This window comes from Streptomyces scabichelini (genome assembly GCF_011045015.1).
Classification (GTDB): Bacteria; Actinomycetota; Actinomycetes; order Streptomycetales; family Streptomycetaceae; genus Streptomyces; species Streptomyces scabichelini.
On sequence record NZ_JAAKZY010000035.1, the window covers coordinates 38,664 to 62,029 of the forward strand.

General features: G+C 70.0%; 22 protein-coding genes. 10 read left to right on the plus strand and 12 right to left on the minus strand.

Annotated features, from left to right (window positions below; all coding sequences use genetic code 11):
* The first annotated feature begins 127 nt into the window (after positions 1-127).
* The 4 genes from G5C60_RS13910 to G5C60_RS13925 are packed head-to-tail and all read left to right on the plus strand — an operon-like array spanning position 128 to position 3,493.
* Complete coding sequence (locus tag G5C60_RS13910) at positions 128-1,096, plus strand: ABC transporter substrate-binding protein (RefSeq protein WP_165258654.1); 969 nt, start codon at positions 128-130, stop codon at positions 1,094-1,096.
* Positions 1,093-1,866: an ABC transporter permease subunit gene (locus G5C60_RS13915; RefSeq protein ID WP_165258656.1), complete on the plus strand. Its 774-nt coding sequence runs from the start codon at positions 1,093-1,095 to the stop codon at positions 1,864-1,866. Before G5C60_RS13910 ends, G5C60_RS13915 begins: the two co-directional genes overlap by 4 nt.
* Positions 1,863-2,642 (plus strand): ABC transporter permease subunit, encoded by a 780-nt coding sequence (locus tag G5C60_RS13920; protein WP_165258658.1) that lies wholly within the window; start codon positions 1,863-1,865, stop codon positions 2,640-2,642. Before G5C60_RS13915 ends, G5C60_RS13920 begins: the two co-directional genes overlap by 4 nt.
* A 32-nt stretch (positions 2,643-2,674) precedes the next feature.
* On the plus strand, positions 2,675-3,493 hold the full coding sequence (locus G5C60_RS13925; protein ID WP_165258660.1) for an ABC transporter ATP-binding protein: 819 nt from the start codon (positions 2,675-2,677) through the stop codon (positions 3,491-3,493).
* Between the two features lie 130 nt (positions 3,494-3,623).
* Here G5C60_RS13925 and G5C60_RS13930 read toward each other — a convergent pair whose 3' ends face one another.
* Positions 3,624-4,295 carry an MmyB family transcriptional regulator gene (locus G5C60_RS13930; protein ID WP_165258662.1) on the minus strand — a complete coding sequence of 224 codons (672 nt, stop codon included), beginning with the start codon at positions 4,293-4,295 and terminating at the stop codon, positions 3,624-3,626.
* A 228-nt stretch (positions 4,296-4,523) separates the two neighbouring features.
* On the opposite strand from G5C60_RS13930, the gene G5C60_RS13935 reads away from it, so the two are divergent.
* Genes G5C60_RS13935 through G5C60_RS13945 form a run of 3 tightly spaced genes read left to right on the plus strand, consistent with a single transcriptional unit; the run spans position 4,524 to position 6,960 of the window.
* Positions 4,524-5,174: a helix-turn-helix domain-containing protein gene (locus G5C60_RS13935; RefSeq protein ID WP_165258664.1), complete on the plus strand. Its 651-nt coding sequence runs from the start codon at positions 4,524-4,526 to the stop codon at positions 5,172-5,174.
* Positions 5,175-5,206: 32 nt separating this feature from the next.
* On the plus strand, positions 5,207-5,737 hold the full coding sequence (locus tag G5C60_RS13940) for a toxin-antitoxin system, toxin component (protein WP_165258722.1): 531 nt from the start codon (positions 5,207-5,209) through the stop codon (positions 5,735-5,737).
* An 11-nt stretch (positions 5,738-5,748) separates the two neighbouring features.
* Positions 5,749-6,960 carry an MAB_1171c family putative transporter gene (locus G5C60_RS13945; RefSeq protein WP_165258666.1) on the plus strand — a complete coding sequence of 404 codons (1,212 nt, stop codon included), beginning with the start codon at positions 5,749-5,751 and terminating at the stop codon, positions 6,958-6,960.
* Here G5C60_RS13945 and G5C60_RS13950 read toward each other — a convergent pair.
* The 5 genes from G5C60_RS13950 to G5C60_RS13970 form a co-directional block, all read right to left on the minus strand.
* Positions 6,879-8,276, minus strand: coding sequence for an FAD-dependent oxidoreductase (locus tag G5C60_RS13950; RefSeq protein WP_165258668.1), 1,398 nt, complete (start codon positions 8,274-8,276; stop codon positions 6,879-6,881). The two genes, G5C60_RS13945 and G5C60_RS13950, sit on opposite strands and share 82 nt — an antisense overlap.
* 63 nt (positions 8,277-8,339) lie before the next feature.
* A complete protein-coding gene (locus G5C60_RS13955; protein WP_165258670.1) occupies positions 8,340-9,521 on the minus strand; it encodes a DUF6545 domain-containing protein in 1,182 nt (393 codons plus the stop codon).
* 70 nt (positions 9,522-9,591) lie between these two features.
* Positions 9,592-10,809 carry an MAB_1171c family putative transporter gene (locus tag G5C60_RS13960; protein WP_206439493.1) on the minus strand — a complete coding sequence of 406 codons (1,218 nt, stop codon included), beginning with the start codon at positions 10,807-10,809 and terminating at the stop codon, positions 9,592-9,594.
* 2 nt (positions 10,810-10,811) lie between these two features.
* Positions 10,812-11,411, minus strand: a complete 600-nt coding sequence (locus G5C60_RS13965) for a toxin-antitoxin system, toxin component (protein ID WP_241266776.1) — start codon at positions 11,409-11,411, stop codon at positions 10,812-10,814.
* Positions 11,412-11,644: 233 nt separating this feature from the next.
* Complete coding sequence (locus tag G5C60_RS13970; RefSeq protein ID WP_165258672.1) at positions 11,645-12,301, minus strand: hypothetical protein; 657 nt, start codon at positions 12,299-12,301, stop codon at positions 11,645-11,647.
* 363 nt (positions 12,302-12,664) lie between these two features.
* Between G5C60_RS13970 and G5C60_RS13975 the strand changes: the two genes are divergently transcribed.
* Positions 12,665-12,895, plus strand: a complete 231-nt coding sequence (locus G5C60_RS13975) for a hypothetical protein (protein ID WP_165258674.1) — start codon at positions 12,665-12,667, stop codon at positions 12,893-12,895.
* A 63-nt stretch (positions 12,896-12,958) separates the two neighbouring features.
* Here the strand turns inward: G5C60_RS13975 and G5C60_RS13980 are convergent, their stop codons facing one another.
* Together G5C60_RS13980 and G5C60_RS13985 are read right to left on the minus strand one after the other, a co-directional pair.
* Positions 12,959-13,645 carry a 4'-phosphopantetheinyl transferase superfamily protein gene (locus tag G5C60_RS13980; RefSeq protein WP_165258684.1) on the minus strand — a complete coding sequence of 229 codons (687 nt, stop codon included), beginning with the start codon at positions 13,643-13,645 and terminating at the stop codon, positions 12,959-12,961.
* Complete coding sequence (locus tag G5C60_RS13985) at positions 13,593-14,501, minus strand: metallophosphoesterase (protein WP_165258686.1); 909 nt, start codon at positions 14,499-14,501, stop codon at positions 13,593-13,595. The genes G5C60_RS13980 and G5C60_RS13985 overlap by 53 nt, the downstream gene beginning before the upstream one ends.
* Positions 14,502-14,776: 275 nt before the next feature.
* Here G5C60_RS13985 and G5C60_RS13990 point away from each other — a divergent pair, with 275 nt between their 5' ends.
* Positions 14,777-15,925 (plus strand): ATP-grasp domain-containing protein, encoded by a 1,149-nt coding sequence (locus G5C60_RS13990; protein ID WP_165258688.1) that lies wholly within the window; start codon positions 14,777-14,779, stop codon positions 15,923-15,925.
* Between the two features lie 31 nt (positions 15,926-15,956).
* Here G5C60_RS13990 and G5C60_RS13995 read toward each other — a convergent pair whose 3' ends face one another.
* The 4 genes from G5C60_RS13995 to G5C60_RS14010 all read right to left on the minus strand — a co-directional run bounded on the left by G5C60_RS13995 (position 15,957) and on the right by G5C60_RS14010 (position 22,232).
* On the minus strand, positions 15,957-16,775 hold the full coding sequence (locus tag G5C60_RS13995; protein WP_165258726.1) for a sulfotransferase family protein: 819 nt from the start codon (positions 16,773-16,775) through the stop codon (positions 15,957-15,959).
* A 220-nt stretch (positions 16,776-16,995) separates the two neighbouring features.
* Positions 16,996-20,043 carry an alpha-mannosidase gene (locus G5C60_RS14000; protein WP_165258690.1) on the minus strand — a complete coding sequence of 1,016 codons (3,048 nt, stop codon included), beginning with the start codon at positions 20,041-20,043 and terminating at the stop codon, positions 16,996-16,998.
* A 62-nt stretch (positions 20,044-20,105) separates the two neighbouring features.
* Positions 20,106-21,443 (minus strand): family 4 glycosyl hydrolase, encoded by a 1,338-nt coding sequence (locus G5C60_RS14005; protein ID WP_165258692.1) that lies wholly within the window; start codon positions 21,441-21,443, stop codon positions 20,106-20,108.
* Positions 21,444-21,482: 39 nt separating this feature from the next.
* On the minus strand, positions 21,483-22,232 hold the full coding sequence (locus G5C60_RS14010; protein WP_165258694.1) for a DeoR family transcriptional regulator: 750 nt from the start codon (positions 22,230-22,232) through the stop codon (positions 21,483-21,485).
* Between the two features lie 128 nt (positions 22,233-22,360).
* On the opposite strand from G5C60_RS14010, the gene G5C60_RS14015 reads away from it, so the two are divergent.
* On the plus strand, positions 22,361-23,366 hold a 1,006-nt coding region (locus tag G5C60_RS14015), incomplete at its 3' end, for a PfkB family carbohydrate kinase (RefSeq protein WP_165258696.1).

Sequence of the window (23,366 nt, forward strand, 5' to 3'; positions counted from 1 at the left end):
CAACTGTCAACGACGTGCGCGTCATGGGCATTGACCATCTTCATGGCGGCGTTCTACGTTCCCGCTGAGCACTACTGTGCGCTCTGCGCACAGCCCGCCTTCAGGCACTGTCCCATTAGGGGGAGTCATGCGTCGTCTGCTCATCGGCCTGACGGTCTCAGCGGTGTTCGTCACCGCGTCGGCCTGTGGCTCGTCCAGCTCCACCGAACCGGCCGGGGACACCGCGTCCGACGGCACCACCACCGTCAAGGTCGGGATCATTCCCATCCTGGACGTCGCCCCCGTCTATCTGGGCCAGAAGAAGGGCTTCTACTCCAAGCGCGGTCTCAAGCTGGAACTGACGCCCGCACAGGGCGGGGCCGCGATCGTGCCCGGTGTCCTCAACAACCAGTTCCAGTTCGGTTTCAGCAACACGACGTCCCTGCTGGTCGCCCAGTCCAAGAAGGTGCCCGTCAAGGTCGTGGCGAACGGTGTCGCCTCCACCGCCGAGGAAGGTGCCGACTTCATGGGCACCACGGTGAAGAAGGGCAGCCCGATCAAGTCCCCCAAGCAGTTGGAGGGCAAGAAGGTCGCGGTCAACTCGCTGAACAACATCTGTGACACCTCGATCAAGGAGTCGGTCCGCAAGGACGGCGGCGACGCCTCCACGCTCAAGTTCGTCGAGATGCCCTTCGACCAGATGGCCGCCGCGCTCGAGAACGACCAGGTCGACGCCGCCTGCACACCGGAGCCCGCGCTCTCCACCGTCAAGGCCGCAGGCGGCACGTCCATCGCGTCGAGCTTCTACGACGTGGATCCGAACCTCACCGTGGCCATGTACTTCACCTCCCAGCAGTACGCCAAGCAGAACCCGGAGCTGGTGAAGAAGTTCCAGGAGGCGACCGCCGAGTCCCTCAAGTACGCCGACAGCCACCCGGACGAGGTCCGCGAGATCGTCGCCACGTACACGAAGATCCCCCCGACCCTGCTGGAGAAGCTGACCCTCCCTCACTGGCCGGCCGAGCCGAACCGCGCCTCCATCGAGCGGCTGGCCGAACTTGCCAAGGACGACGGCCAGTTGAAGGAGTCCCCCGACCTGGACGCGCTGCTGCCGTGAAGGCCGAGAACGCCCTGCTGGGCACGGCCGGATTCGCGGGATTCCTCGCCCTGTGCGAGGCGGTCCCGCGGTTCGGCATCGTCTCCGAGGACTACTTCCCGCCGCTCAGCCGCATCGCCGACGCGCTCGTCACCGAGCTCGGCGACCAGGCGTTCTGGACCGCGCTGGGGGACACGCTCACCGGCTGGGCGCTGGGTCTCGCGATCGCGGTGACCGCGGGAATTCTCGCGGGTGTGCTGATCGCGGTCACGCCGTACCTGCGCGAGGCGACCGCCTCCACGATCGAGTTCCTGCGCCCGATCCCGTCGGTCGCACTGATCCCGCTCGCGGTGCTGCTCTACGGCACGGAACTCCAGTCGGTGCTCCTGCTGGTGGTGTACGCCTCGTTCTGGCAGGTGCTGATCCAGACGCTGTACGGCGTCCAGGACGTCGACCCGGTCGCCGAGGAGACGGCCCGCAGTTACGGACTCGGCACCTGGGCGCGGGTCCGTCACGTCCTGTGGCCCTCGGCCCTGCCGTACGTCATGACGGGCGTCCGGCTGGCCGCGGCAGTGGCGCTGATCCTGGCGGTGACCGCCGAACTCGTCATCGGCGCCCCGGGGTTGGGCCGGCGCATCGCCGTCGCCCAGACCTCGCAGGCCGTGCCGGAGATGTACGCCCTGGTGGTGGTCACCGGGGTGCTCGGGCTGCTGATCAACCTGGGCGCGCGCACGGTGGAGCGCCGGGCGCTGGCCTGGCACCAGTCGGTGCGCGGGGAGGTGGCGGTGTGAAGCGCCTGGCCCTGCGGGTGTGCTTCGTCCTCGCGCTCCCCGTGCTCCTGGTGATCGCCTGGTGGTTCACCTCCGACGGCAGCACGGACGTGTACTGGCCGCCGCTGCGCACGATCCTCACCACGTTCCCCGACGTGTGGACGGGTGAGCGGTTGCGCGCCGACGTCCTGCCCAGTGTGCTGCGGCTGCTGGCCGGTTACGTCTCTGCGGCTCTCGTGGGTGTCGCCCTTGGCACGGTCATCGGCTCGTACCGCCGTGTACGGGCCGTGTGCGAACCGGTCCTGGAGTTCCTGCGCGCGGTGCCGCCGCCCGTCCTCGTGCCGGTCATCGTGCTGTTCGCGGGCATCGGCGACACGATGAAGATCGCCGTGATCGCGAGCGGCTGCGTGTGGCCGATCCTGCTCAACACGGTCGAGGGCGTTCGGGCGGTGGACTCGGTGATGTCGGAGACGGCCCGCTCGTACGGCATCACGGGCGCCGCACGGCTGCGGCACGTGGTCCTGCGGTCGGCGAGCCCGCAGATCTTCGCGGGGCTGCGGCAGGCCCTGTCGATCGGCATCATCCTGATGGTGATCAGCGAGATGTTCGCGGCCAGCAACGGTCTCGGATTCACCATCGTCCAGTTCCAGCGCAATTTCGCGATCCCCGACATGTGGACCGGCATCCTGGTCCTCGGTCTGCTCGGGTTCCTGCTGTCGGTCGTCTTCCAGCTGGTCGAGCGGCGGGTGCTCGGCTGGTACCACGGTCTGCGCGCCTCCTCCCGGCGGTCGTCGTGAAGCTCGAGAAGAAGCTTGAAAAGGGGCGGTCCATGCTCGACGTACGAGGCCTCAAGAAGGTCTACGAGGGTTCCGGCCGCCGCGTCGAGGCGGTACGCGACCTCACCTTCACCGTCGACGCGGGCGAACTCGTCTGTCTCGTCGGGCCGTCGGGCTGCGGCAAGACGACGCTGCTGAAGTGCATGGGCGGACTGCTCAACCCCACATCGGGCGAAGTCCTCCTTGACGGGCGTACGGTGAGCGGGCCGCCGCCCGGGATGGCCTTCGTCTTCCAGGAGTACGGGCGCAGTCTCTTCCCCTGGATGCGGGTGCGCGACAACGTCGAACTCCCCCTCAAGCAGAAGAAGTTGACCAGTTCCAGGCGGCGCGAGCTCGTCGCCGACGCCCTGGAGTCGGTCGGCCTCTCCGACGCCGCGGGCGCCTACCCGTGGCAGCTGTCGGGCGGCATGCAGCAACGGGTGGCGATCGCCCGCGCGCTCGCGTACGAGCCCGATGTGCTGCTGATGGACGAGCCGTTCGCGGCGGTCGACGCCCAGACGCGCGCCGATCTGGAGGACCTGGTGCGCGGGCTGTGGCGGCAGCGGGGCATCACGATCCTCTTCGTGACGCACGACATCGACGAGGCGGTCTATCTGGGCGAGCGGGTACTGATCCTCTCCGCGTCCCCGACCGTCGTCCAGGAGCAGCTCAAGGTCGACCTGCCCACCGAACGCGACCAGCTGCACACCCGGGTGGCCCCACGCTTCGCCGAGCTGAGAACGCACGTGTACGAACAGATCCAGACGGCGAAACGCGGCAGGGTGCCGGACGCTACGGCGCCCCGTAAGGGCGCGGGACAAGCGCCCCTTTAGGGGCGCGGGGCAGTATCCATATGCGGCTCCGCCGCGCGGGCGCGACCAGCGCCCCTTTAGGGGCGCGGGGAACTGCGCGACCAGCCACAACGTACCCGCAGCGTTGAAACCACCTCACCCAGCGGAGCGCTCACGCCTCGGCGGCAGGCACCACGCTGAGGTGACTCGTCGCCCGCCGCACGCGCGCAGCAGTTCGTACCGGGCCGGCCGAGCGGCGAGCGTCCCGCAGGACCAGCGTCATCCGCGTATAGCCCATGTCCTGAAGGGTCTTGGGAGTCTCGCCGACGATCCGGCAGTCCGTGCGGCCCCACCGTGGGTCCGGGTGCCACAACGGCCGTACCGCGCCGTCGTGTTCGAGGGCGTCGGGGCCCACCGAGCGGATCCAGTGCGGCAGCCCGTGCCGGTACGCGGCGTCCATGATCGGGTCCTGGGCGATGTCCCGGAGGATGGACCGCAGCACCCCGTCCTGGCCGTGCCGCTCCACCGCGGCGGCGAAGTGCGCCAGCATCGGCAGGCACCAGCTCGACTCGTGCTCGGCGAGGACCGTGCCGGCGTCCGGATGGAACAGGACGAACCGGAGGAAGTTGTCCCCCGGCATGGCCGTGGGATGCGGGCCGACGCCGCGGAAAAGTGTCTCGAACGCGTCGTTGGTGAGGACGACGTCCCAGCGGTGGTCGAAGACGACGGACGGGAAAGGGACGGCCTCCAGGAGTGCGGCGTAATCCTGCAAATACGCCTGAGCCCGGAGACTCTCGGGGACGGGTCGCGGCCGCGACCGCTGCCCTCCTGCCTGGTACTCCATCGGGAGGTCACCCCTCTTGCCTATGCGGCCTTACACGCGGCGTCGCGATCCTGCTATCCCCGGCGGAGGCGTGTCAACTATCGTGGCATTTGCCGCTCGTTGACGATCGAATCACGCCACAGTTGTGGCGAGAGCTGGATGTGAGTTCGAAGCAGGGGCTAATCTCCGGGCAGTTCACCGTGGACTTCGCAGTTCACGGACGGTCGAGAGAGCGTGGGAGATCTGTCGGTGACGGATGGCTTCGAGGTTCCGGGCGCCACGGCGACGGGTCTGCTGCCGGCCGTCGTGGCTCGCGTCACCGCCCTCGCCGACCGGCTCGGTGTGCCGCACAGCGAGGTGTTCGACGTCCGGCGGCTGTCTGTCGCGTCCGGTGTGCCGGAGGTCGTGGTCAAGTCGCTGCTGAGCGGCCGGCCCGCCGGTGAGCCGGATCTGCAGACCCGTTTTCTGCAACGCCTCGACCTGCTGCGCCGTACGCGGCTGAAGCCGAACGGCCGCCGGTACACCCAGCAGGAGATCGCCGACGGCGCGGGCATGTCGCGTCAGCAGGCGGGAGCCCTCATCAACGGGGACCGCCGCCCCACCATGGAGCACTGCGACGCCATCCAGCGCTTCTTCAGAGTGCACGCCGGGTTCCTCACGGCCGAGGACCCCGAGGCGTTGGCCGGTGCCCTCCAGCGCCGTGAGCAGGAGCTGCTCCAGCAGCTCGCCGACCGCGAGAGAGCCGCGGCCGCCACCGACCCGTTCGAGCAGCTGCTCCAGGACCACGGTGTCCGGGGAATCGCCTGGCGCGCCGCGCAGCTGCCGACGGACCAGCACCGGGACAAGGTCGCGGAATGGCTGGACATGCTCTTGGAGAGCGTCAAACGGCCCGAGTCGTGACCCGGGGGAGAACAGTGGGCATCGGAAAGGACATGCGCCGCCTGTGCGGCGAGTTGGTGGGCGAGCTCTCGCTCACGGCACCGGCGGAGCCCGCCGACCTCTATGCCGCGCTGTGCGACGCCATGAGCAGACGCCGCGGCCGCCCGGTGCAGTTCCGCACGGCCGCGTTCCCGCCGGGCACCGCCAGCGGGCTCTGGCTCGACATGGCCGACCAGGACCTGGTGGTCATCGAGGAACGGACCGCGCCCGACCACCAGTTGGTGATCCTCGGCCATGAGCTGTGGCACATGAAGGCGGGGCACTGTGCCCACCATGTCGAGGGTGCCGCCGTCGCCGCCCGCTTACTGTCGGACGACGCCGATCTCCAGGCGACCGTCATGAAGGTGGCCGCGCGGACCCGGTTCGACCTCGCGGACGAGCAGGATGCGGAGAGCTTCGGTCTGCTGCTGGCGAGCAAGTGCCGTGTGTGGCTGGCGGGTTCGGCCATGCGCGGCCCCGCGCGGCGGGACGGGGTCGCGGGCCGGATCGAGGCGTCCCTCGGCTATCGCGGACCGCGGGGCTGAAGCCCGGGACCATGGACGACTCCGGCTACTACATACCCGCCGTCGCGATGGCGGTCGCGTTCGCCTTCAAGGCGCCCGCGCTGCTGCGTTCCTGGCGCGATCCGCTGCTGCGGTCCGTGTGCACGCTGCTCGTCCTGTCGGGCCTCGCGTTCTTCTTCGCCGCACCGCCGACGATCACCGAGGTCAACCGCCTCACCGGCATCGCGAACTTCTCCGCGCCGCTCGTCTACTGCCTGCTGAGCGCCTTCAGCGCCGCCTGTCTGGTGCTGCTCATCAACTGGCGCGGTGGTCCTCCGGAGGCGACCCGGCGTGCCTCCCGCCGGTGGGTCGCCGGGTACGGCGTGGTGATCGTGGCACTGATCGTGTTCTTCGCACTGGGGGACGCGCCCGTCGAACGGCTGCGGGACCTCGACACGTACTACGCCAACACGCCGTTCGTCCGCGAGATGATCGTGCTGTATCTCGTGGCATTCACCGTCGCGGGCGTCGCGATGGACGTCATGTGCTGGCGCTGGGCGCTTCAGGTACGCGGCTGGCTGCGGGCCGGGCTGCTGATCATCGCGTTGGGCTTCTCGTTCAACATCCCCTACGCCGTGACGAAGTTCATCGCCGTGATCGCCCGGTGGAACGGCGGGAACCTGGACGATCTGAGCACCTACGCGGCGCCCGCGCTGGCCTCCGCCGGGCTGCAGATCAGCGCGGTCGGCTTCTGTCTTCCGCTGCTCTGCCAGCGCATCGGGGACAGCTGGAACACCTGGTCCACCTACCGCCGGCTCGGGCCGCTGTGGCGCGAGTTGAGGCCGCTCTCGCCGCACGAGGACCGAGCCGCACGCATCTCGTGGTGGTCGCCCGCCGAACTCCAGGTGACCCAGCGGGAGTCCGACATCCACGACGGCATGCTCAGCCTGTACCCCTATTTCGACGCCGAGGTCCGTGCGCACGCCTACGACGCGGCCGTGGCCGCCGGTTCCGATCCCGTCCAGGCGCAGGCGGAGGCCGACGCGGCGATGGTGACGGCGGCGATACGGGCCAGGGCCGCCGACCCGGAGGGCAGGGTCATCAGCTCGGCGTCCGCGACCGCGGCGCCGCCCACGTCCACCGAGGGGCCCCGCGACCTCGTGCGGATGTCCCTCGCCCTGCGTCAGTCCCCCGTCGTCGCGGCCGCCCGTTCCTTCTCGGTCAGCGGAGGCCCGCTCAACAGCGGCTTCTTCCGGCCCAGATAGACCAGGGCGAGCATGTCGGGCATGAGCAGCCGTGCCGGGGGCCTTTCCATGCTCATCACGTCCAGCAGTATCCGCAGGGCATGGGGATTGCGGGAGCCGGCGTCGACGGCTTTGTCGACGAAGGCGGCGAGGGTCTTCTCCAGCCGGGTGGGAGGCTGGTCGCTGGCTCCCGGGCGGAACACGTCCTGGCCGACGGCCAGGTTCCAGGCGTTGTCGACGGGCCGTGCCGCGGTCTTCTGGATGCGCCGTGCCGTGCCGGGTGCGGTGAGCTCCTGCTGGAGCAGGACACCGCGCAGTGCGAGGACACTCTGGGCCGCGGCGCTCAGTCCGTGCCCGTAGACGGGGTTGTAGCCGGCGATGGCGTCGCCGAGGACGGCGAAGCCCTCGGGCCAGCGGGTGGCCTTCTCGTAGTAGCGGCGCTTGTTGGCGGTGCTGCGCGTGGTGACGACGTCGGTTTCGGGTTCGGCGTGGGTGAGGAGTTCGCCGATGACGGGGTGGGACAGCTTCCGGGCGAAGGGCACGAACTCGTCGTTGCTGTTGCTGGGCTGCCCGCCGCGGGTTCCCGCCAGCGTCACCAGCCACCGGCCGCCCTCTATCGGGAGGATGACGCCGCCCCTGCCGGGGTTTCGGAAGGGCTCGGCCTGGACGTTGACGATCGGAAAGTCGACAGCACCGCTCGGTGGGCGGTAGATCCGGCTGGCGTAGCCGATCCCGGGGTCGACCGTGCGCTCGCGGACGGGCGGCAGTCCCAGGTCCTGGAGCCAGAAGGGGGTACGGCTGGCGCGCCCGCTCGCATCGATGACCAGGTCGGCGGGCAGGGTCCGCTCCGAGTCCGCCGAGCGTGTCCGCACCCCCGTCACGCGGTCCGCGTCACCTTCCAGGCCAAGGAGTTCGGTCCGCTGAAGCAGCGTGATCCGCCGGTCCTCCAGCACGTCGGCGCGGATCACGGCATCGAGGAGATCACGGCTGCCCAGGAGGATGGTGTGCCGGGCCTGGGTGAACCGCCGGAACCAGTGGCCCGACGGAGCCCTGGACACCAGGTCGGTCATGACGCGGGCTCTGCGGGCGCCACGGTCGACGAGCCGGCCGGTGATGCCGGGCAGAATCTCCTCGAGGGCCTTGACGCCGCCGGACCAGAACAGATGGGCGTGACGGGCCTGCGGCAGCCCCTTGCGTGGCTGGGGGCCGTCCGGCAGCAGGTCGCGTTCGACGATGGTGACGTCGGCGTGGTCGGCGAGTACGGCGGCGGCGAGCATGCCCGTCATACCCCCTCCGACAACCACCGCGGTAGGACGAGAGGCCGTTCTGTCAGACATGGCGGACGCTCTTTCTGTCGCTCCCGATTTCAATTGCCCCCGATTTCTGTTGCTCCCGATACGTCAGTCATGGCTGGTGGCCGCTTGCAGGGCGGCCTGTCGTCGGACCTCCGCCACGACGGGCGAGGACGACAACGCCTGTGAGAGGCCCACCATCTGATGGGGTGTCGAGATGGACTGCAACGTTCCCATGGTCGACGGCATGCCTGTGCCGTGTCGGTGGGACGCCTGTACGCGGGCCGCCGCGAGCATCGCCGCTTCGGCCTCCGCCTGCGCCCGTACGGGATCGGAGCCCGCGGCCACGGCAGCGTCGTAGGCCGTCGCCCGCACCTGGTCGTCGAGGTGGGGCGAGCAGGCGAGGACGCCGTCCCAGATGGAGATCTCCTGTCGTGCCAGACGCCGCACGGGAGGATCCCACCAGCGGATGACGCCCGTGGCCGGGGCGCGCAGCGTCCGCAGTTCCGCCGACAGGGGCTTCAGAAGCCGGTAGCGCCGCCAGGCGCGGGCGTTGTCCACCAACGGGGGTCCGACCCGGGGAAGGGCGAAGCCGCAGGCACAGGTGGTGCCGGCCAGCATGACCAGCGGAGGCGAGACGTCGGTGGACAGGACGTCCCAGTTGATCCCCTGCCAACGGGCCGCCATGGCCGCGTACTTCACGATCTGGTAGCACCCGTCGAAAACCAGGCCGACGACGATCAGCGTCAGCCCGGTGCGGATCACGCCGCGCACCTCCCGCAGCCAGCGCACGCTCATGACCATGAGGGCGACGGTGGCAGCCGTGTGCGCGACCAGGTACAGCAGGATCATTTCGCGCATGTAGGGCGTGTTGGCGTAGTACGTGTCCAGGTCCCGGGTTCGTTCCACGGGGACGTCGGCCAGGGCGAACAGGACCCAGATGCCGGCGATGACCAGCCCGTAGAAGCCCATCACGAGCAGGGAGGCACGCCGTTGCCGCTCGGGCGGTCCGCCCTCCCAGTTGATCATCAGGACCAGGTAGCCCGCGCTCAGTGCCGTCAAGCCCGCGTACACCAGGGGGGCGCTGAAGTTGGCGACGCCGGTGACGTCGTTGACGAACCGGATGGTGGGCGGGGCGGACAGGAGGCACACGAGCGAGCCGATCAGCAGGATCACGCCGGTCGACGCGACGAGAGGGTCACGCCACAGCGTCCTTCCGGCCGAGAGCTTCAGCACGGCGGCGAGCAGGAGGAGGAAGCCGGGGACGTAGAAGACTGTTCCGCTGCTCACCGTCGCATCGGCCCGTCGTGGTGAGGGGACTGGTGAGGGGACAGAGGGGCCTGGTGAGGGGATGAGGGGCTCATATGGGGGTTCTTTCCTCGTCTGCCGCTGCGGTGGCCGCAGCGGCGGCCCGGGCTGCCGCGACGATCGGGGATGTGCGCAGGGCACGCGCGACACCGATGAGCGACGCTCGCGTCACAGGGATCACGGAGTTTCCTGCGTTCTCGGTGCTTTCCAGGAGGGCCGCCGGTGCGGCCGGCCCGCCACGCCGGCAGGCGTGCACAGCTGCGGCGATCATCGCCGCGTGGCCGACGCAGGCGGCACTCTCGGCGCCGTGGCCCCCGGCTCGGGCCGCTGTCTGCGCGCGTGAGCGGATCTGGTCGTCGAGGTAGGGGCGGATCAGCCGCAGCCCGTCCTCGATTCCGGCCTCGCGTCGGGTGAGGCGGACGAACGACGACGAGTACCAGGGGATCGACGCGGCGAGCGGACTGCCGGGGTGGATGCTGTCGAGTTCTCGCCACAGAGGGCCGAGCCGCCTCCACATCGTCACGGCACGCCAGACGGCGGCCAGCCAAGGGCCGAGTAACGGCACCGCGAAGCCTGCGGTGGCGGCGGCCGCCGCCAGGCCGACGAGGCGGGGCGCCAGAATCGTGCTCAGCACGTCCCAGTCCCGGCCCGTCCACCGCGCGATCACCGCGGTGAGCTTGAGGCCACTGAAGGACAGGTTGAGCAGCCAGCCGAGGACCAGCAGCCGCAGTCCGGCCCGAAGCCATCCGTGGACCTCCCGCGCCCAGCGCCGGCACAGGACGGTGGTGGCGACGGCGGCCGTCATGTGGCCGAGCAGGTACAGCAGGATCATCTGCCCGATCCACGGGGTCGTGGCGTAGTAGGTGTCGAAATCGGTGGGCCGCTCGGTGGGCGCGTCACCTATGGCGAACAGGGTGATCAGCAGGGCGATCACGACGGCGTAGCCGGCCTTCCAGCGCCGCGTGAGGGAGCGTACGTATGCGTCGGACCCGCCACGCCAGTGGATGATCAGCAGCAGGCAACTGGCGCTGTAGGAACTCACCATGGCGTACACCAGCGGGCCGGAGAAGTTCGCGATGCCGGTTGCTTCGTTGATCGCGGTGACAGTGCGCGGAGCGGCGAAGAACAAGCCGGCGCCTCCGAACAGGATCACCCAGCAGACCGATCGCACCAGTGGGTCGCGCCACGATTTCAGCAGGCCGGGCAGCTTCAGTCCCAGAGCGGCCCAGAGTACGAACGCGGGTATGTAGTAGTAGGCGGAGGCGTCCATGCTCACGCCTGTGGTCGGCGGCTGCCCAGTGATGCGCCGATCCGTCCCGCGATCTGGGTGCGGTCCGTGTTGTCCGGCTTCCCCTCCAGCCAGACCCGGAAGTGGGTCACCGCCTTCAACGCGAAGGTCTCGGCGTCCTGCTCGACCTGTTCGTCGAACACGGACCGGGCAGCCACCCGCACGACAGTCGACTGGAGATGTCGCAGATCGGCCCGCTTGTCCAGCATCCGGGCCGCTACCGCGGCACCGGCCACATGGTGACCGCAGTCGCCCTTGATCATGTGCCAGATCTCGTGGAAGAGGATCGCGAGCTGGTGAAGCGGCGTCGCACGCTTGTCGACGAGGATGAGATCCTCTTCCGGCAGGTCGAGCCACAGACCGGTCGCGGTCCGGTGCGGGAACTCCTCCTTGAGGAGCACGACGTTACGGCCCCGGATCTCACTGACGACTTCGATCAGCGCGGCGAACAGCTCATCAGGGTCCGTGGGAATGCTCAGCTCCCGCCCGCCGGCCCGCAGTTCGCCGACAAGACGGTCGATGAATTGACGCATCTCCTTCTCGGCCTGGAATTCTCCGACCAGCCGCGTGACAAGGCGACGCATCTCCCTGACTACTCCTCACATGCCGGACTCCGCCCGGCAAATATTCCAGACCTCCGAGCCCACTGCCAGGGCTAGGCGGATTTGACGAAGTCCGGTGCTGTACCGCGCCCCATTAAGGAGGCCGCAGGCCTTCCTTAGGGGCGCGGGGCTGTATCAAATTTGCGGCTCCGCCGCGTGGGCGCGACAAGCCACAACGAACCCGCAGCTTTCGTACCGCACCTCCCGCGGAGCGCTCAGCTCCTGTCGCGGTCTCGGCGCCGCAGGATGGTGTCGATCCAGTCGGCGACCAGTTCCTGTTCCGCGTCGCTCAGCTCCGCGGCACGATGCGCGATCCGGCGCAGCCCGTGCGCGTTGCGCAGCCTGGCGAGCGGGTCCTGCCCCGCGGCCTCGCGCAGTTCGGCCAGGACGGGCTGGAGGGCGTCGTCGAGGGCGGACGCCGGCTCGGCGGACAACCAGCCGTTGGGCGCGCCGAAGAAGAACTCCTCGATCCCGGCCTGGGTGGCCGCCAGCGGACCACCGGAACGCACCGCGCGCGGCTCCGCCCCTTCCGCCCCCTGCTCGACGTGTGTTTTCTTCCGGCCGTTGACGAGGTTCGACAGGGAGGCCCGGGACGCCCCGAAGGATGCGGCGATCTCCCCGTACGAGTGCCGGTGCCCGTCGTCGCGAAGCCGCGTCTCCCGCAGATGCTCGAAGCGGCGGATGATCCGGTCGGTGACATCCTCCGCAGGAGGTTCCCTGCCGTCCAGGAGCGTCTCGATGACGTCCTTGGGGACGCCGCTCTCGGCCCAGAGCCGTTCCAGGTCGAGTACGTCCTCACGGCTTTGTCCCTCCCCGAGGAGGGCGTCGATGTGGCTCAGGGTCTCGGCGAGCGCACTGAGCGGATCTCTCACCGGCACGTCTCCTGAAGTCGAGTGGTGGGCCACGAAGACGATACCGCAATAGCCACAGATGACTACTCCAGTTGACATCCGTCTCGGTGGGTTGCAGGATCATGACACGACGTGAAGACCGGTCTTCGCGCCGCGGTCACGGCTGCATCAGCGTGTCGCGGGCGTGAGGCTCGTGTGTGCCCCCACGGGGGAGGGTGCACCGAGCAACGCGGTCTGCGGCCGTGCACCGTTCAGGTGTGCGCGGCCGCGGACCGCATCCACCCGAACGGGATTGTCAGTGGTGGACGGCAAGCTGGACTCAGCGCCACCGCTGTGCGACGGCGCGTGCACACAGGAGCCGAGCCGAACCGGGAGAGTCGTCCCATGCCGACCGCCGTACTGACCGACCACGAACGCACCGCCGTGCAGGCCTATCTGCGCCTGTTGCACACGGTACGAGCCGCGCTGGACGACCCGCCCGGCACGGGCCCCCGGCCCGTCGTCGTACCGCCCGCCGCCCTCGCGGAGGCCGAGCGGGCGCTGGCCGCGGCGGGACTTGCGGGCAACGAGGAGGCGTTCTTCCGGCTGCTGCACGCCTGGTGCCCGGAGCCGTGAGCCTCGCCCAGCCGCTGCCCGGGCGCCTGGTCAGCCCCGGCCGTACGACAACCGGAGGCCGGATCACCCACGGTCGTAGGCCACCGTCACCGCGGTCGCCACAAGACCCCGGTCCACCGTCCAGCGGCCGTCGAAGTGATCGAGGCGGCGACCGTCCACCACCGGGCCTGCCACGAGGAGTTGGGCACGGAAGAAGCCCGAGGTGGCGTGCCCGGGGGCCATGCCGACCTCTATGTCCGCCTCCGTGAAGTCCAGCCACTTCCCGGTGAGGGGGAACCACGCCTTGTAGACCGACTCCTTGGCGCTGAACAGGAGCCGGTCCCAGTGGACTGTCGGATGCTCGGCGGAGAGCTCGCGCAGCCGGCCGTCCTCGGCGGGCAGGGCCACGGAGGACAACACGCCCTCCGGGAGCGGCAGATGGGGCTCCGCGTCGATGCCGAGCGAGGCCAGGTCGCTGACGCGGGCCAGCGCCGCGGCGCCGTAGCCCTCGCAGTGCGTCATGCTGCCGATCAGGCCGGCCGGCCACTGCGGGGCGCCGCGGTGGCCGGTCAGCACGGCCTGCGGAGCGACGCCGAGCTTTTCCATCGCACGCCGGGCACAGGTGCGTACGACGGTGAACTCGCGGCGCCGCTTCTCCACGGCCCGTGCGATCAGCGCCTGTTCGTCGGGATACAGCGTCGCGCCCTCGAGCTGCTCGTCACCGTGTGCCTCCACGGCCACGACCGGGTCCGGGAGCAACTCCTCGATCACTGGATCCGACCTCCATCGGCAGAATGCGGCGCAGCGTATCCGGTGGTCCCGGGCGCTTGCGCCACTCGCGGGGGTAACCCACCGACACCTCCTCGAAGCGGACGCCGTCGAGCCAGGTGGTGCGGGGAATGTGCAGGTGCCCGTACACCATGGCGGTGACGCGGAACCTGCGGTGCCAGTCCGCGGTGCGCAGGGTGCCGCACCACATCGCGAACTCCGGGTACCAGAGGACTTCCGTCGGGTGCCGGTCCAGCGGGTAGTGGTTGACGAGGACCGTGGGCAGTTCGCCGGGGATGTCCGCGAGCCTGCGCTCGGTCTCGGCGACGCGGGCCCGGCACCAGTCTTCGCGGCTCGGGTACGGGTCGGGGTGCAGCAGATGCTCGTCGGTGCAGACGACGCCGGTCCCGTGGGCGTAGGTGAGGCCCTCGTCCTTGGTGGTGCAGCCCTCGGGCAGATACGAGTAGTCGTAGAGGAGGAAGAGCGGTGCGACGGCGACGGGTCCGCCCGCGCCCTCCCACACCGGGTACGGGTCCTCGGGGGTCGTCACGCCGATCTCACGGCAGAGGGCGACGAGGTGTTCGTAGCGGGCCACGCCGCGCAGGGTGACGGTGTCGCTGGGGTGGGTCCACAGTTCGTGGTTGCCGGGTGCCCAGATCACCTTGCGGAAGCGGCCGCTGAGCGTTTCGAGGGCCCAGCGGATGTCGGCCACGGTCTCCGCGACATCGCCGGCCACCAGGAGCCAGTCGTCGTCGGACTCGGGGCGCATCTTCTCGACGAGGGCGCGGTTCTCGGCGTATCCGATGTGCAGATCGCTGATGGCCAGCAGCCGCCCCGCACGGCTCGCCGTCGACGTCACCCTCGCCCCTTCCGCGAACCGGGACGTCCCTGACGCGCCCCGGATGGGAACACAAGAACACATCCGCCCGACACCGTACAAGCGGCTTCAGCAGCCGTACGAAAAGGAGAATCCGTAACACGGACGTAGCAGCACAGTCGCCACGGAAGCCCTATGATCGGCCCAACACAACCGCCCGCTCACCGTTTCCGAACGGCGGTTTTGTGTACCTCCAAACTCCTTGGCCGGGCTCGGCCTGCTTCGCCGTGCCCGCGAACCATGAAAGGACGGCCTGAATGGTCTCTCGCGTACGCGTCTGGCTCAACCGCACGTACGCGGAGAACGTGTTCTTCATGGATCAGCTGCGGGAGAATCCCAGCGGCCGTCCCGTCGAGATCCATGCGACGCACGGAGACCCCGACTCTCCCATCCTGGCCGCCGCCGACACCGCGGAGCTGGAGCCGAGGGGGCTGTCCCCGGCCGCGTACGTCGAGTACGCGCTCGATCAGTGCGCCCGGCACTCGATCGACGTTTTCGTGCCGGTGCTGCACCAGGCGGCGGTCGCCGCGCACCGCGAGGAGTTCGCCGCGGCCGGTACGGCCCTGCTCGCGCCGCCCGCCGAGGCCGTGACGACCTTCCAGGACAAGGTCATCGCGTACGAGTCGGTCCAGGCGCTCGGAGTCCCGGTGCCGCCGTGGTGGCGGGTGCGGACCGAGGACGAACTGCTCGCGGCGGTCGACGCGTTGGAGGCGGACGGCCACAAGGCGTGCTTCAAGCCGGCGTCGGGTGCGGGCGGAGTCGGCTTCCGGATCATCACGCGCGCCCCCTTCTCGCTCATGCACCTCAACGGATTCCCCAGCCCGTATGTGCCGCTGAACCTCGTCGTCGACGCGCTGCGGCACGCCGAGGGACCCGTCGACTGGCTGGTGATGCCGCGCCTCGAAGAGCCCGAGGTGTCCGTCGACTGTCTCACCGGTCCGGACGGCCGGGTGCGGATGGCGGTGGGCCGGACCAAGAACGGGCGCCGGCGCGGTTTCACCCTGCACGCGTCGTGGATCGAGCCGTCGCGGCTCATCGCCCAGGCCTTCGGTCTGCACTACCTCACCAACATCCAGTTCCGCATGTACGAGGACGAGCCGGTGCTCATGGACGTCAATACGCGCCCGGCCGGCGGACTGCACCAGCTCTCCCTGTGCGGCCTCAACGCCCCTTGGGCGGCGGTGCGGTTGGCGCTGGGCGAGGACCCGGGCGAGCTGGTTCCGGCGTTCCTGGGTCCGGACTACGCGGTGGTCGCGGGTCCGCGGGCGCTGCGTGCGGTGTCGCTGCCTCAGCCGCGCCTGGACGGCCTTCCGCCCACCCTGCCGGCCGTCCCCGCCCCCGACGGGGGTCCCACCGCTCGGGCCAAGCCGAGGGTGGGAGAGGAGACGGCCGCCAGCCCTGCCTGATCCCTTTCGCCAGGACGGCCGTCGCGTCCGGTCAGCCGGCCGGATATCCCCAGGCCTGCGCCAACTCGACCAGTCGGGGCGGCAGTTCGGCCTGTGGGTCGGCCGGGCGGGCCGACTGGATGCGGCCCGACTTGATGGTCTCGCTCCAGTCGCCGAGCTGGGGGCGGAAGGTGCCGTGGTCCTTCTTGCCGTAGTCGAGCATCGCCGGCTCCCAGGGAACCTTGAGGTAGTCGCACAGGCCCCGGGTGGTCGCCTCGGGATCGGCGGTGAGGTCCTCGTACGTGATCACGTGGGCGTCGGTGAGGCTCTGGCGGGCCTCGTCCAGCTTCTCGCTGTAGTCGAGGACCTCGGCACGGATCTGTTCGTGGTCGGGCTCGGCGCGGCGGTTGGTGAGGGAGGTGACGACCGCGCCCGGGTGGCGGAGCAGGATGACGTAGCGCGCGTTGGGCCAACATCGTTGCAGCCGGGGCCAGATGAGGGTGTTCGGCGGGGTCTTGTCGACGATGATCTCCTTGCCGCTGCGGGAGAGCTCCAGATGGAGCACGCGGTCCCACAGGACGTGTTCCAGCTCCTCCTTGTCCAGTTCCAGCGCCTTCATGGCGTCCGAGGTGAAGTCACGGGCCAGATGGACGTGGAGGGTGCGCAGATGCATCTCGTGCGGGGCGCGGATCCGGGAGTGGCTGTTGAGCAGGACCCGCAGCAGGGTCGAGCCGGAGCGCACCGAGGAGAGGACGAAGACCGGCGAGTCGACCAGGCGCGGGGCGCGCGGGGCGACGTACACGTCCTTCGAGGCCCGTTGCGCCGGCATGGCGTCGAGGCTCCGGCGGGGCGGGCTCACCGCCTGGGCCATCAGTCTGCCGCGGCGCTTCAGCCCTTTGCGGATCGCGGCGATACGTGGGTCCCGCACGGTGACACCCCTCTTTTTCTCTTACCTTCGCCTTGCCGCGCCATCCCAGGGGTACCGGGCGAACTTCAGGTGTCGTGAAGGCAACGGGCCGTAGTCACGGCGGGCCGAAAACCCGCCGTGACCAGGCCTCTTACCGCTTCCTTAATTCTTCGTGCAAACGGGATCAGGCGTTCCGCCGCGTCAACCGCAGCGTCTGCACCTCGAAGGGGCGCAGCGACACCGTCACCGCGTCGCCGTCCACGCCGGCCTCCGTGAGGGGTCGCTCCAGGAGGTCGGTGACCTGGGCCCCGGCCAGCGGGAAGCCGGTGCGCAGGGTGCCCTCGGCGCGGCCGCCACGGCACTCGTAGAGGCGTACGACGACGTCGCCGGACTCGTCGTCGGCGAGCTTGACCGCCTCGACGGTCACACCCGCGCCCTCGACGCTCACCACCGGCTCGGCCGCGCCGGCCGAATCCGCCACCCGCAGCGGCAGGTTGAGCGCGTAGCCCTCCGCAACCGTGTCCTCGATCGTCGCGCCCGGCAGCAGCGCGTAGGTGAAGCGGTGCTTGCCCTGGTCGGCCTCCGGGTCGGGGATGCGCGGGGCGCGGACCAGGCTGAGGCGGACCGTGGTGGTGGTACCGCCGTCCTCGCGGACCGTGCGGGAGACGTCGTGGCCGTACGTGGAGTCGTTGATCACCGCGACTCCGTAGCCGGGCTCGCCGATGTGCACCCAGCGGTGGTTGCAGACCTCGAAGCGGGCCGACTCCCAGCTGGTGTTGGTGTGGGTGGGGCGCTGGATGTGGCCGAACTGGATCTCGGCGGAGGAGTGCGCGGCCCTGATGTCCACCGGGAACGCCGCCTTGAGGATCTTCTCCGTCTCGTGCCAGTCGATCTCCGTCTCGATGTCGATACGGGGGCTGCCCGCGCGGACGGTGATGGTCTGCGTGATGCGCGACCCCTTGCCGAAGGCGCGCTCGACGCGGATCGCGCCGAGGAGCGGGTCCTCCTCGACGACCGTGACGGCTTCGGCGTCGAGCAGGTCCGTGTAGCGGTTCTTGTAGTGCTTGTCGATGTCCCAGGCGTCCCAGTAGTTCGGGAGGTCGGTGTGCAGCCGGAGCAGGTTGCCCTGGTCGGCGAGGACTTCGCGGTCGGCTCGCAGATCCCGTACGGAGGACAGGGTGCCGTCCTCGGCGACCTCGACGCGTACGAGGCCGTTGTCGAGGACGCGACCGGTGACCGTCACCGGCTGTGGGGGTTCGCCCGCTGCGAGCGGTGCGCTGCCGTTCGCGGGGACCTCGGTGTACATCGGGACGCCGACCGAGGTGCGCACGACCTCGGCGCGGTCGCACGGGCTGGTGTTGAACACCCGCGGCTCCCCCGAGCCGAGTGCCGCCACGGCCTCGGCCGTGAGGGCCTGGACCTCCTGAGCGACCCGCGCGTACTCCGCCTCCGCCTCCCGGTGCACCCAGGCGATCGACGAGCCCGGCAGGATGTCGTGGAACTGGTGCAGCAGGACGGTCTTCCAGAGCCGGTCGAGCTTCTCGTACGGGTAGGAGTAGCCCGGCGCGTGCAACGCCGCCGTGGTCGCCCACAACTCGGCCTCGCGCAGCAGGTGTTCGCTGCGCCGGTTGCCCTGCTTGGTGCGGGCCTGGGAGGTGTAGGTGGCGCGGTGCAGCTCCAGGTAGAGCTCGCCGACCCAGACGGGGGCGTCGGGGTACTCCTCGCGGGCGTCCGCGAAGAACTTGTCGGGGTGCTCGACGACGACCTTCGCGGAGCCCTCCAGGTCTGCGAGCCGCCGGGCCCGCTCCATGATCTCGCGGGTGGGGCCGCCGCCGCCGTCGCCCCAGCCGAACGGCGCCAGGGAACGCGTACCGCCGCCCTTCTCCTGGTAGTTGCGTACGGCGCGGTCCATCTCCTCGCCGCTGAACCGGGCGTTGTAGGTGTCGACCGGCGGGAAGTGGGTGAAGATGCGGGTGCCGTCGATGCCCTCCCACCAGAAGGTGTGGTGGGGGAACTTGTTCGTCTGGTTCCAGGAGATCTTCTGGGTCAGGAACCAGTCGTTGCCCGCGAGCTTGGCGAGCTGCGGATAGGCGGCGGTGTAGCCGAAGGAGTCCGGCAGCCACACGCCCTTGGTCTCCACGCCGAAGTGCTCCATGAAGAACTTCTTGCCGTGCACGAGCTGGCGGGCGATCGCCTCACCGCCGGGCAGGTTTCCGTCGGCCTCGACCCACATGCCGCCGACCGGGGCCCACTGGCCCTTCTCGACGGACTTCTTGATCCGCTCCCACACCTGCGGGTAGTTGTCGCGCACCCACTCGTACTGCTGGGCCTGCGAGCAGGCGAAGATGAAGTCCTCGTACTCGTCGGCCAGTGCCGTGACGTTCGAGAAGGTGCGGGACGTCTTGCGCTTGGTCTCGCGGATGGGCCACAGCCAGGCGGAGTCGATGTGCGCGTGGCCGACGCCGGAGACGGTGTGGGCGCTGGCGTGCGCGGGCTTGGCCAGGGCGGGCGCGAGCACCGCGCGGACGGCGGCGGCGCTGCCGGAGACGTCGTCCAGGTCCACGGTGTCCATGGCCCGGTCCAGGGTGTGCAGGATCTCGTGGCGGCGCGGGTCGTGCTCTTCGAGATGGACCATCAGTTCGCGCAGCACCTGGAGGTCCAGGTCGAGGTGGAACACGTCCTCGTCGAGGACGGCGAGGTCTGCGCGCTGGAAGGTGTAGATCGGCTTGTCGCCTGCGGTCAGCACATCGCCCATGGCGGTCGGGCGCGAGAAGTTGTCGGCGAGGATGTCCGGGTTGGAGGCGGCCTCGACGAGGTAGTGGATCTCCTCGCCGCCCGTTGCCGGGTTGGCGATGGGCACGTACTGGTTGAGCGGGTTGACGGCCTTGAGCGGAGTGCCGTCGGCGAGGTGGACGAGCGCCTCGGCCTGGTTGCCGGGCCAGTCGCCGATGAACCCGAGGTCGACGACGGCCTCGACGCGCCTGCCGGCCCACTCGGCGGGCACCTGCCCGCGCATCCGGAACCAGGTCGTCCCCCACGGCGGGCCCCAGGGGGTGTCCATCGCGAAGGGCTCGTACGAGGCCGCCGCGGCCTCCTCGAAGGGGACGGGCTCCCCCGGCGCCTGCCAGGCCTCGACCTCGAAGGGCACGGAGGCGGCGTAGATCGCGGTCTTGATGCGCTGGTCGTGGACGCGCTGGACGCGCTCCTCGATCCGGCGGCGTTCGTCATGCATGTGCGGGTCTCCTCGGGGGGCTCTGCTTCAGGCCTCAGGGCTCTACCCAAGCCTCGGGTTCTCTACTTCAGGTACGCGAGGCCGGGGTGCTCGGTGGTGTAGCCCTCGACGAGGCGACGGGCGACGTTCACGGAGTCGACCAGCGGGTGCAGCGCGAAGGCCTTCACCGCGGTCGTACGGGAGCCGGACCCGGCCGCGGCGAGCACCTCGCGCTCGACCGCCTTCACCGCGCACACCAGGCCGGTCGCGTGGTCCGGCAGCGGATCGACGGCGACGGGATGCGCACCGTTGGCGTCGACGAGGCAGGGCACCTCGATCACGGCGTCCGTGTCGAGCACCGACAGGGTGCTCTGGTTGCGGACGTTGAGGATCAGCGTGGTGCGCTCGTCGCGGGCGATGGCCCGCATCAGGGCGAGGGCCACCTTCTCGTAGCCGCCGGAGAGGTCGTCGGCGTCGCGTTCGCCGGCGCCCGCCGCATCCCGGTTCTCGGACATGTACGTGGCCTCGCGCTCGGCCCGGGTGCTGTCCCAGGTCGCCAGCGCGGCCGCGTCGGGGCGCTTCATGGTCTCGTAGAAACGGGCCTGCTGGTCGCGCAGGAAGGCGCCGCGGGTCTTCTCGGCCTCCTGGTAGGCGCGGACGGCTTCCCGGTTGAAGTAGTAGTAGTGCAGGTATTCGTTCGGGATCGCGCCGAGGGACTGGAGCCATTCGGTGCCGAAGAGCTTGCCCTCCTCGAAGGAGCCGATGAGGTCCGGGTCGGCGAGCAGGCGCGGCAGTTCGTCGCGCCCGGCGACGCGCAGGCCGCGGACCCAGCCGAGGTGGTTGAGGCCGACGTAGTCGATCCAGGCCTCGCGCGGGTTCGCGCCGAGGACGCGGGCGATACGGCGGCCCAGGCCCACCGGCGAGTCACAGATGCCGATGACGCGGTTGCCGAGGTGCCGTGACATGGCCTCGGTGACCAGCCCTGCCGGGTTGGTGAAGTTGATCACCCAGGCGTCGGGGGCGAGCCGGGCCACCCGCCGGGCGATGTCGACGGCGACGGGCACCGTGCGCAGTCCGTACGCGATGCCGCCCGCGCCGACCGTCTCCTGGCCGAGGACGCCCTGGTCGAGGGCGACCCGCTCGTCGGCCGCGCGTCCTTCGAGGCCGCCGACGCGGATCGCGGAGAAGATGAAGTCGGCGCCGCGCAGCGCTTCGTCGAGGTCGGTGGTGGCGGTCACGGCGGGCGCGTCCGGGACACCGGCCGCCTGCTCGGCGAGGACCCGGGCGACGGCCGACAGCCGCCCCGCGTCCAGGTCGTGCAGCACGACGTCGGTGACGCGGCCCTCGGCGCGGTCTCCGAGGAGCGCCCCGTACACGAGTGGCACGCGGAATCCGCCGCCACCCAGAATCGTCAGCTTCACGCAACAACCCTTTCCACGTTCATGTCCGCACCACACAGCTCATGTCTGGACCACGCGTACGCCCGCCTCCTCCAGCGCCGACCTGGTTCCGGCGTCCGCAGGCCCGTTGGTCACCACCACGTCCAGGTCCTGGGGCCCGCAGACCTTCGCCATCCCCGTACCCGGGAACTTGGCCCGGTCCGCCAGCAGCACGACCCGGTCGGCCGCCGCGATCATGGCGCGCTTCACCGGTACCTCGACGACCGTCGTGTCCATCACCTGCCCACCAGGACGCACTCCACTGGTGCCCAGGAAGAGCCAGTCCGCGTGCAGCTGGCGCAGGTTGTCCTCGGTGAGGAAGCCGACCAGGGAGCGGTACTCGCGGCGGACCATGCCGCCGAGCAGCACCAGCTCGATGCCCTCGTCGTCCACCAGTTCCTCGTACACCACCAGGTTGCTGGTGATCACGGTGATCCGGCGGCCGTGCAGCTGCCGGGCCAGGCGGTACGCGGTGGTGCCGATGTCGAGCAGCACGGACTGGCCGTCCTCGATCATCGCCGCGGCCCGCTCGGCGATGGCGTCCTTCTCGGCCACGCGCACCTCCGCGACCTCGTCGAACGGCTGGTCCCCCTCCTCGGCGACCGCACCGCCGTGGACCCGCGTGAGCAGGCCGTCCTCCTCGAGTTTGAGCAGGTCACGGCGGATTGTGGCCGGGCTCACGCCCAGTTCCTCCGAGAGGTCGGTCACGGCCGCGGGCCCTCCGGAGCGCAGGGACCGCAGGATGAGTTGGTGTCGTCGTTCTGCCAGCACGTCGTGAACAGTACTCGTCATTCGCGATCAATTCCATGCTCAGTTCTGCTCAACTCTTGCCAAATTGGCTGGATGCGCGCACGATCCTGTGCACCGAAAATGAAGACTTTTGACGAGAGGAAGCACGCGTGGGTGACGAACGGCCCGATGTCCTGCTGACCGGGCTGCTCTTCTACGACCTCGTCCTGACCGGTCTGGGCAAGCCACCGACTCCCGGCGAGGAGATCTGGACCCAAGGGATGGGCGCCGGCCCGGGCGGGATCGCGAACCTGGCCGTTGCGGCGGCCCGGTATGGCCTGAAAACCTCCCTGGCCACGGTCTTCGGGGACGACTACTACGGCGCCTACTGCCGTGACGTCCTCGCGGACCGGGAGCACGTCGACCTCTCGCTCTCCCGCACGGCGGACGGCTGGCACACCCCGGTCACCGTCGCCCTCGCGTACGGCCACGACCGTGCCCTGGTCACCCACGGCCAGGAACCCCCGTACTCGCAGGACGCGCTGATGGGCGACCCGCCCGAGGCGCGCACGGCCCTCGTGCACATCGAGGCCGAGCCCCGTGCCTGGCTCGCCAAGGCGGCGGCGAACGGCACGCAGATCTACGCGGACGTCGGCTGGGACCCCACCCAGCAGTGGTCCTCCGACCTCCTCGACCAGCTCTCCCTGTGCCACGCCTTCCTGCCCAACGACACCGAGGCGACCGCCTACACGCGCACCGACACCGCCGCCGCCGCGCTCGGCAAGCTCTCCGAGCTGGTGCCGGTGGCCGTGGTCACGCGTGGCCGAGACGGTGCGGTCGCCGTCGACCAGACCACGGGCGAGTACGCCGATGTACCCGCCCTCGACCTCGACGTCCTGGACGCCACGGGTGCGGGAGACGTCTTCGGCGCGAGTTTCGTCGCGGCCTCACTCGGCGGCTGGCCCCTCGAGGAGCGGCTGCGCTTCGCGGTGCTGGCCGCCGGACTCTCCGTACGCCATCACGGCGGGGCCCTGGCCGCGCCCGGCTGGTACGGCGTCCACCAGTGGTGGCAGTCGGTCCAGGACCCGGAACTGCGGCGGGCGTACGGCTTCCTGGCCGACCGCATCCCCGCGGACCCCGGCCCGCCGGTCCGGCACGCCCCGGTGACCCCACCGG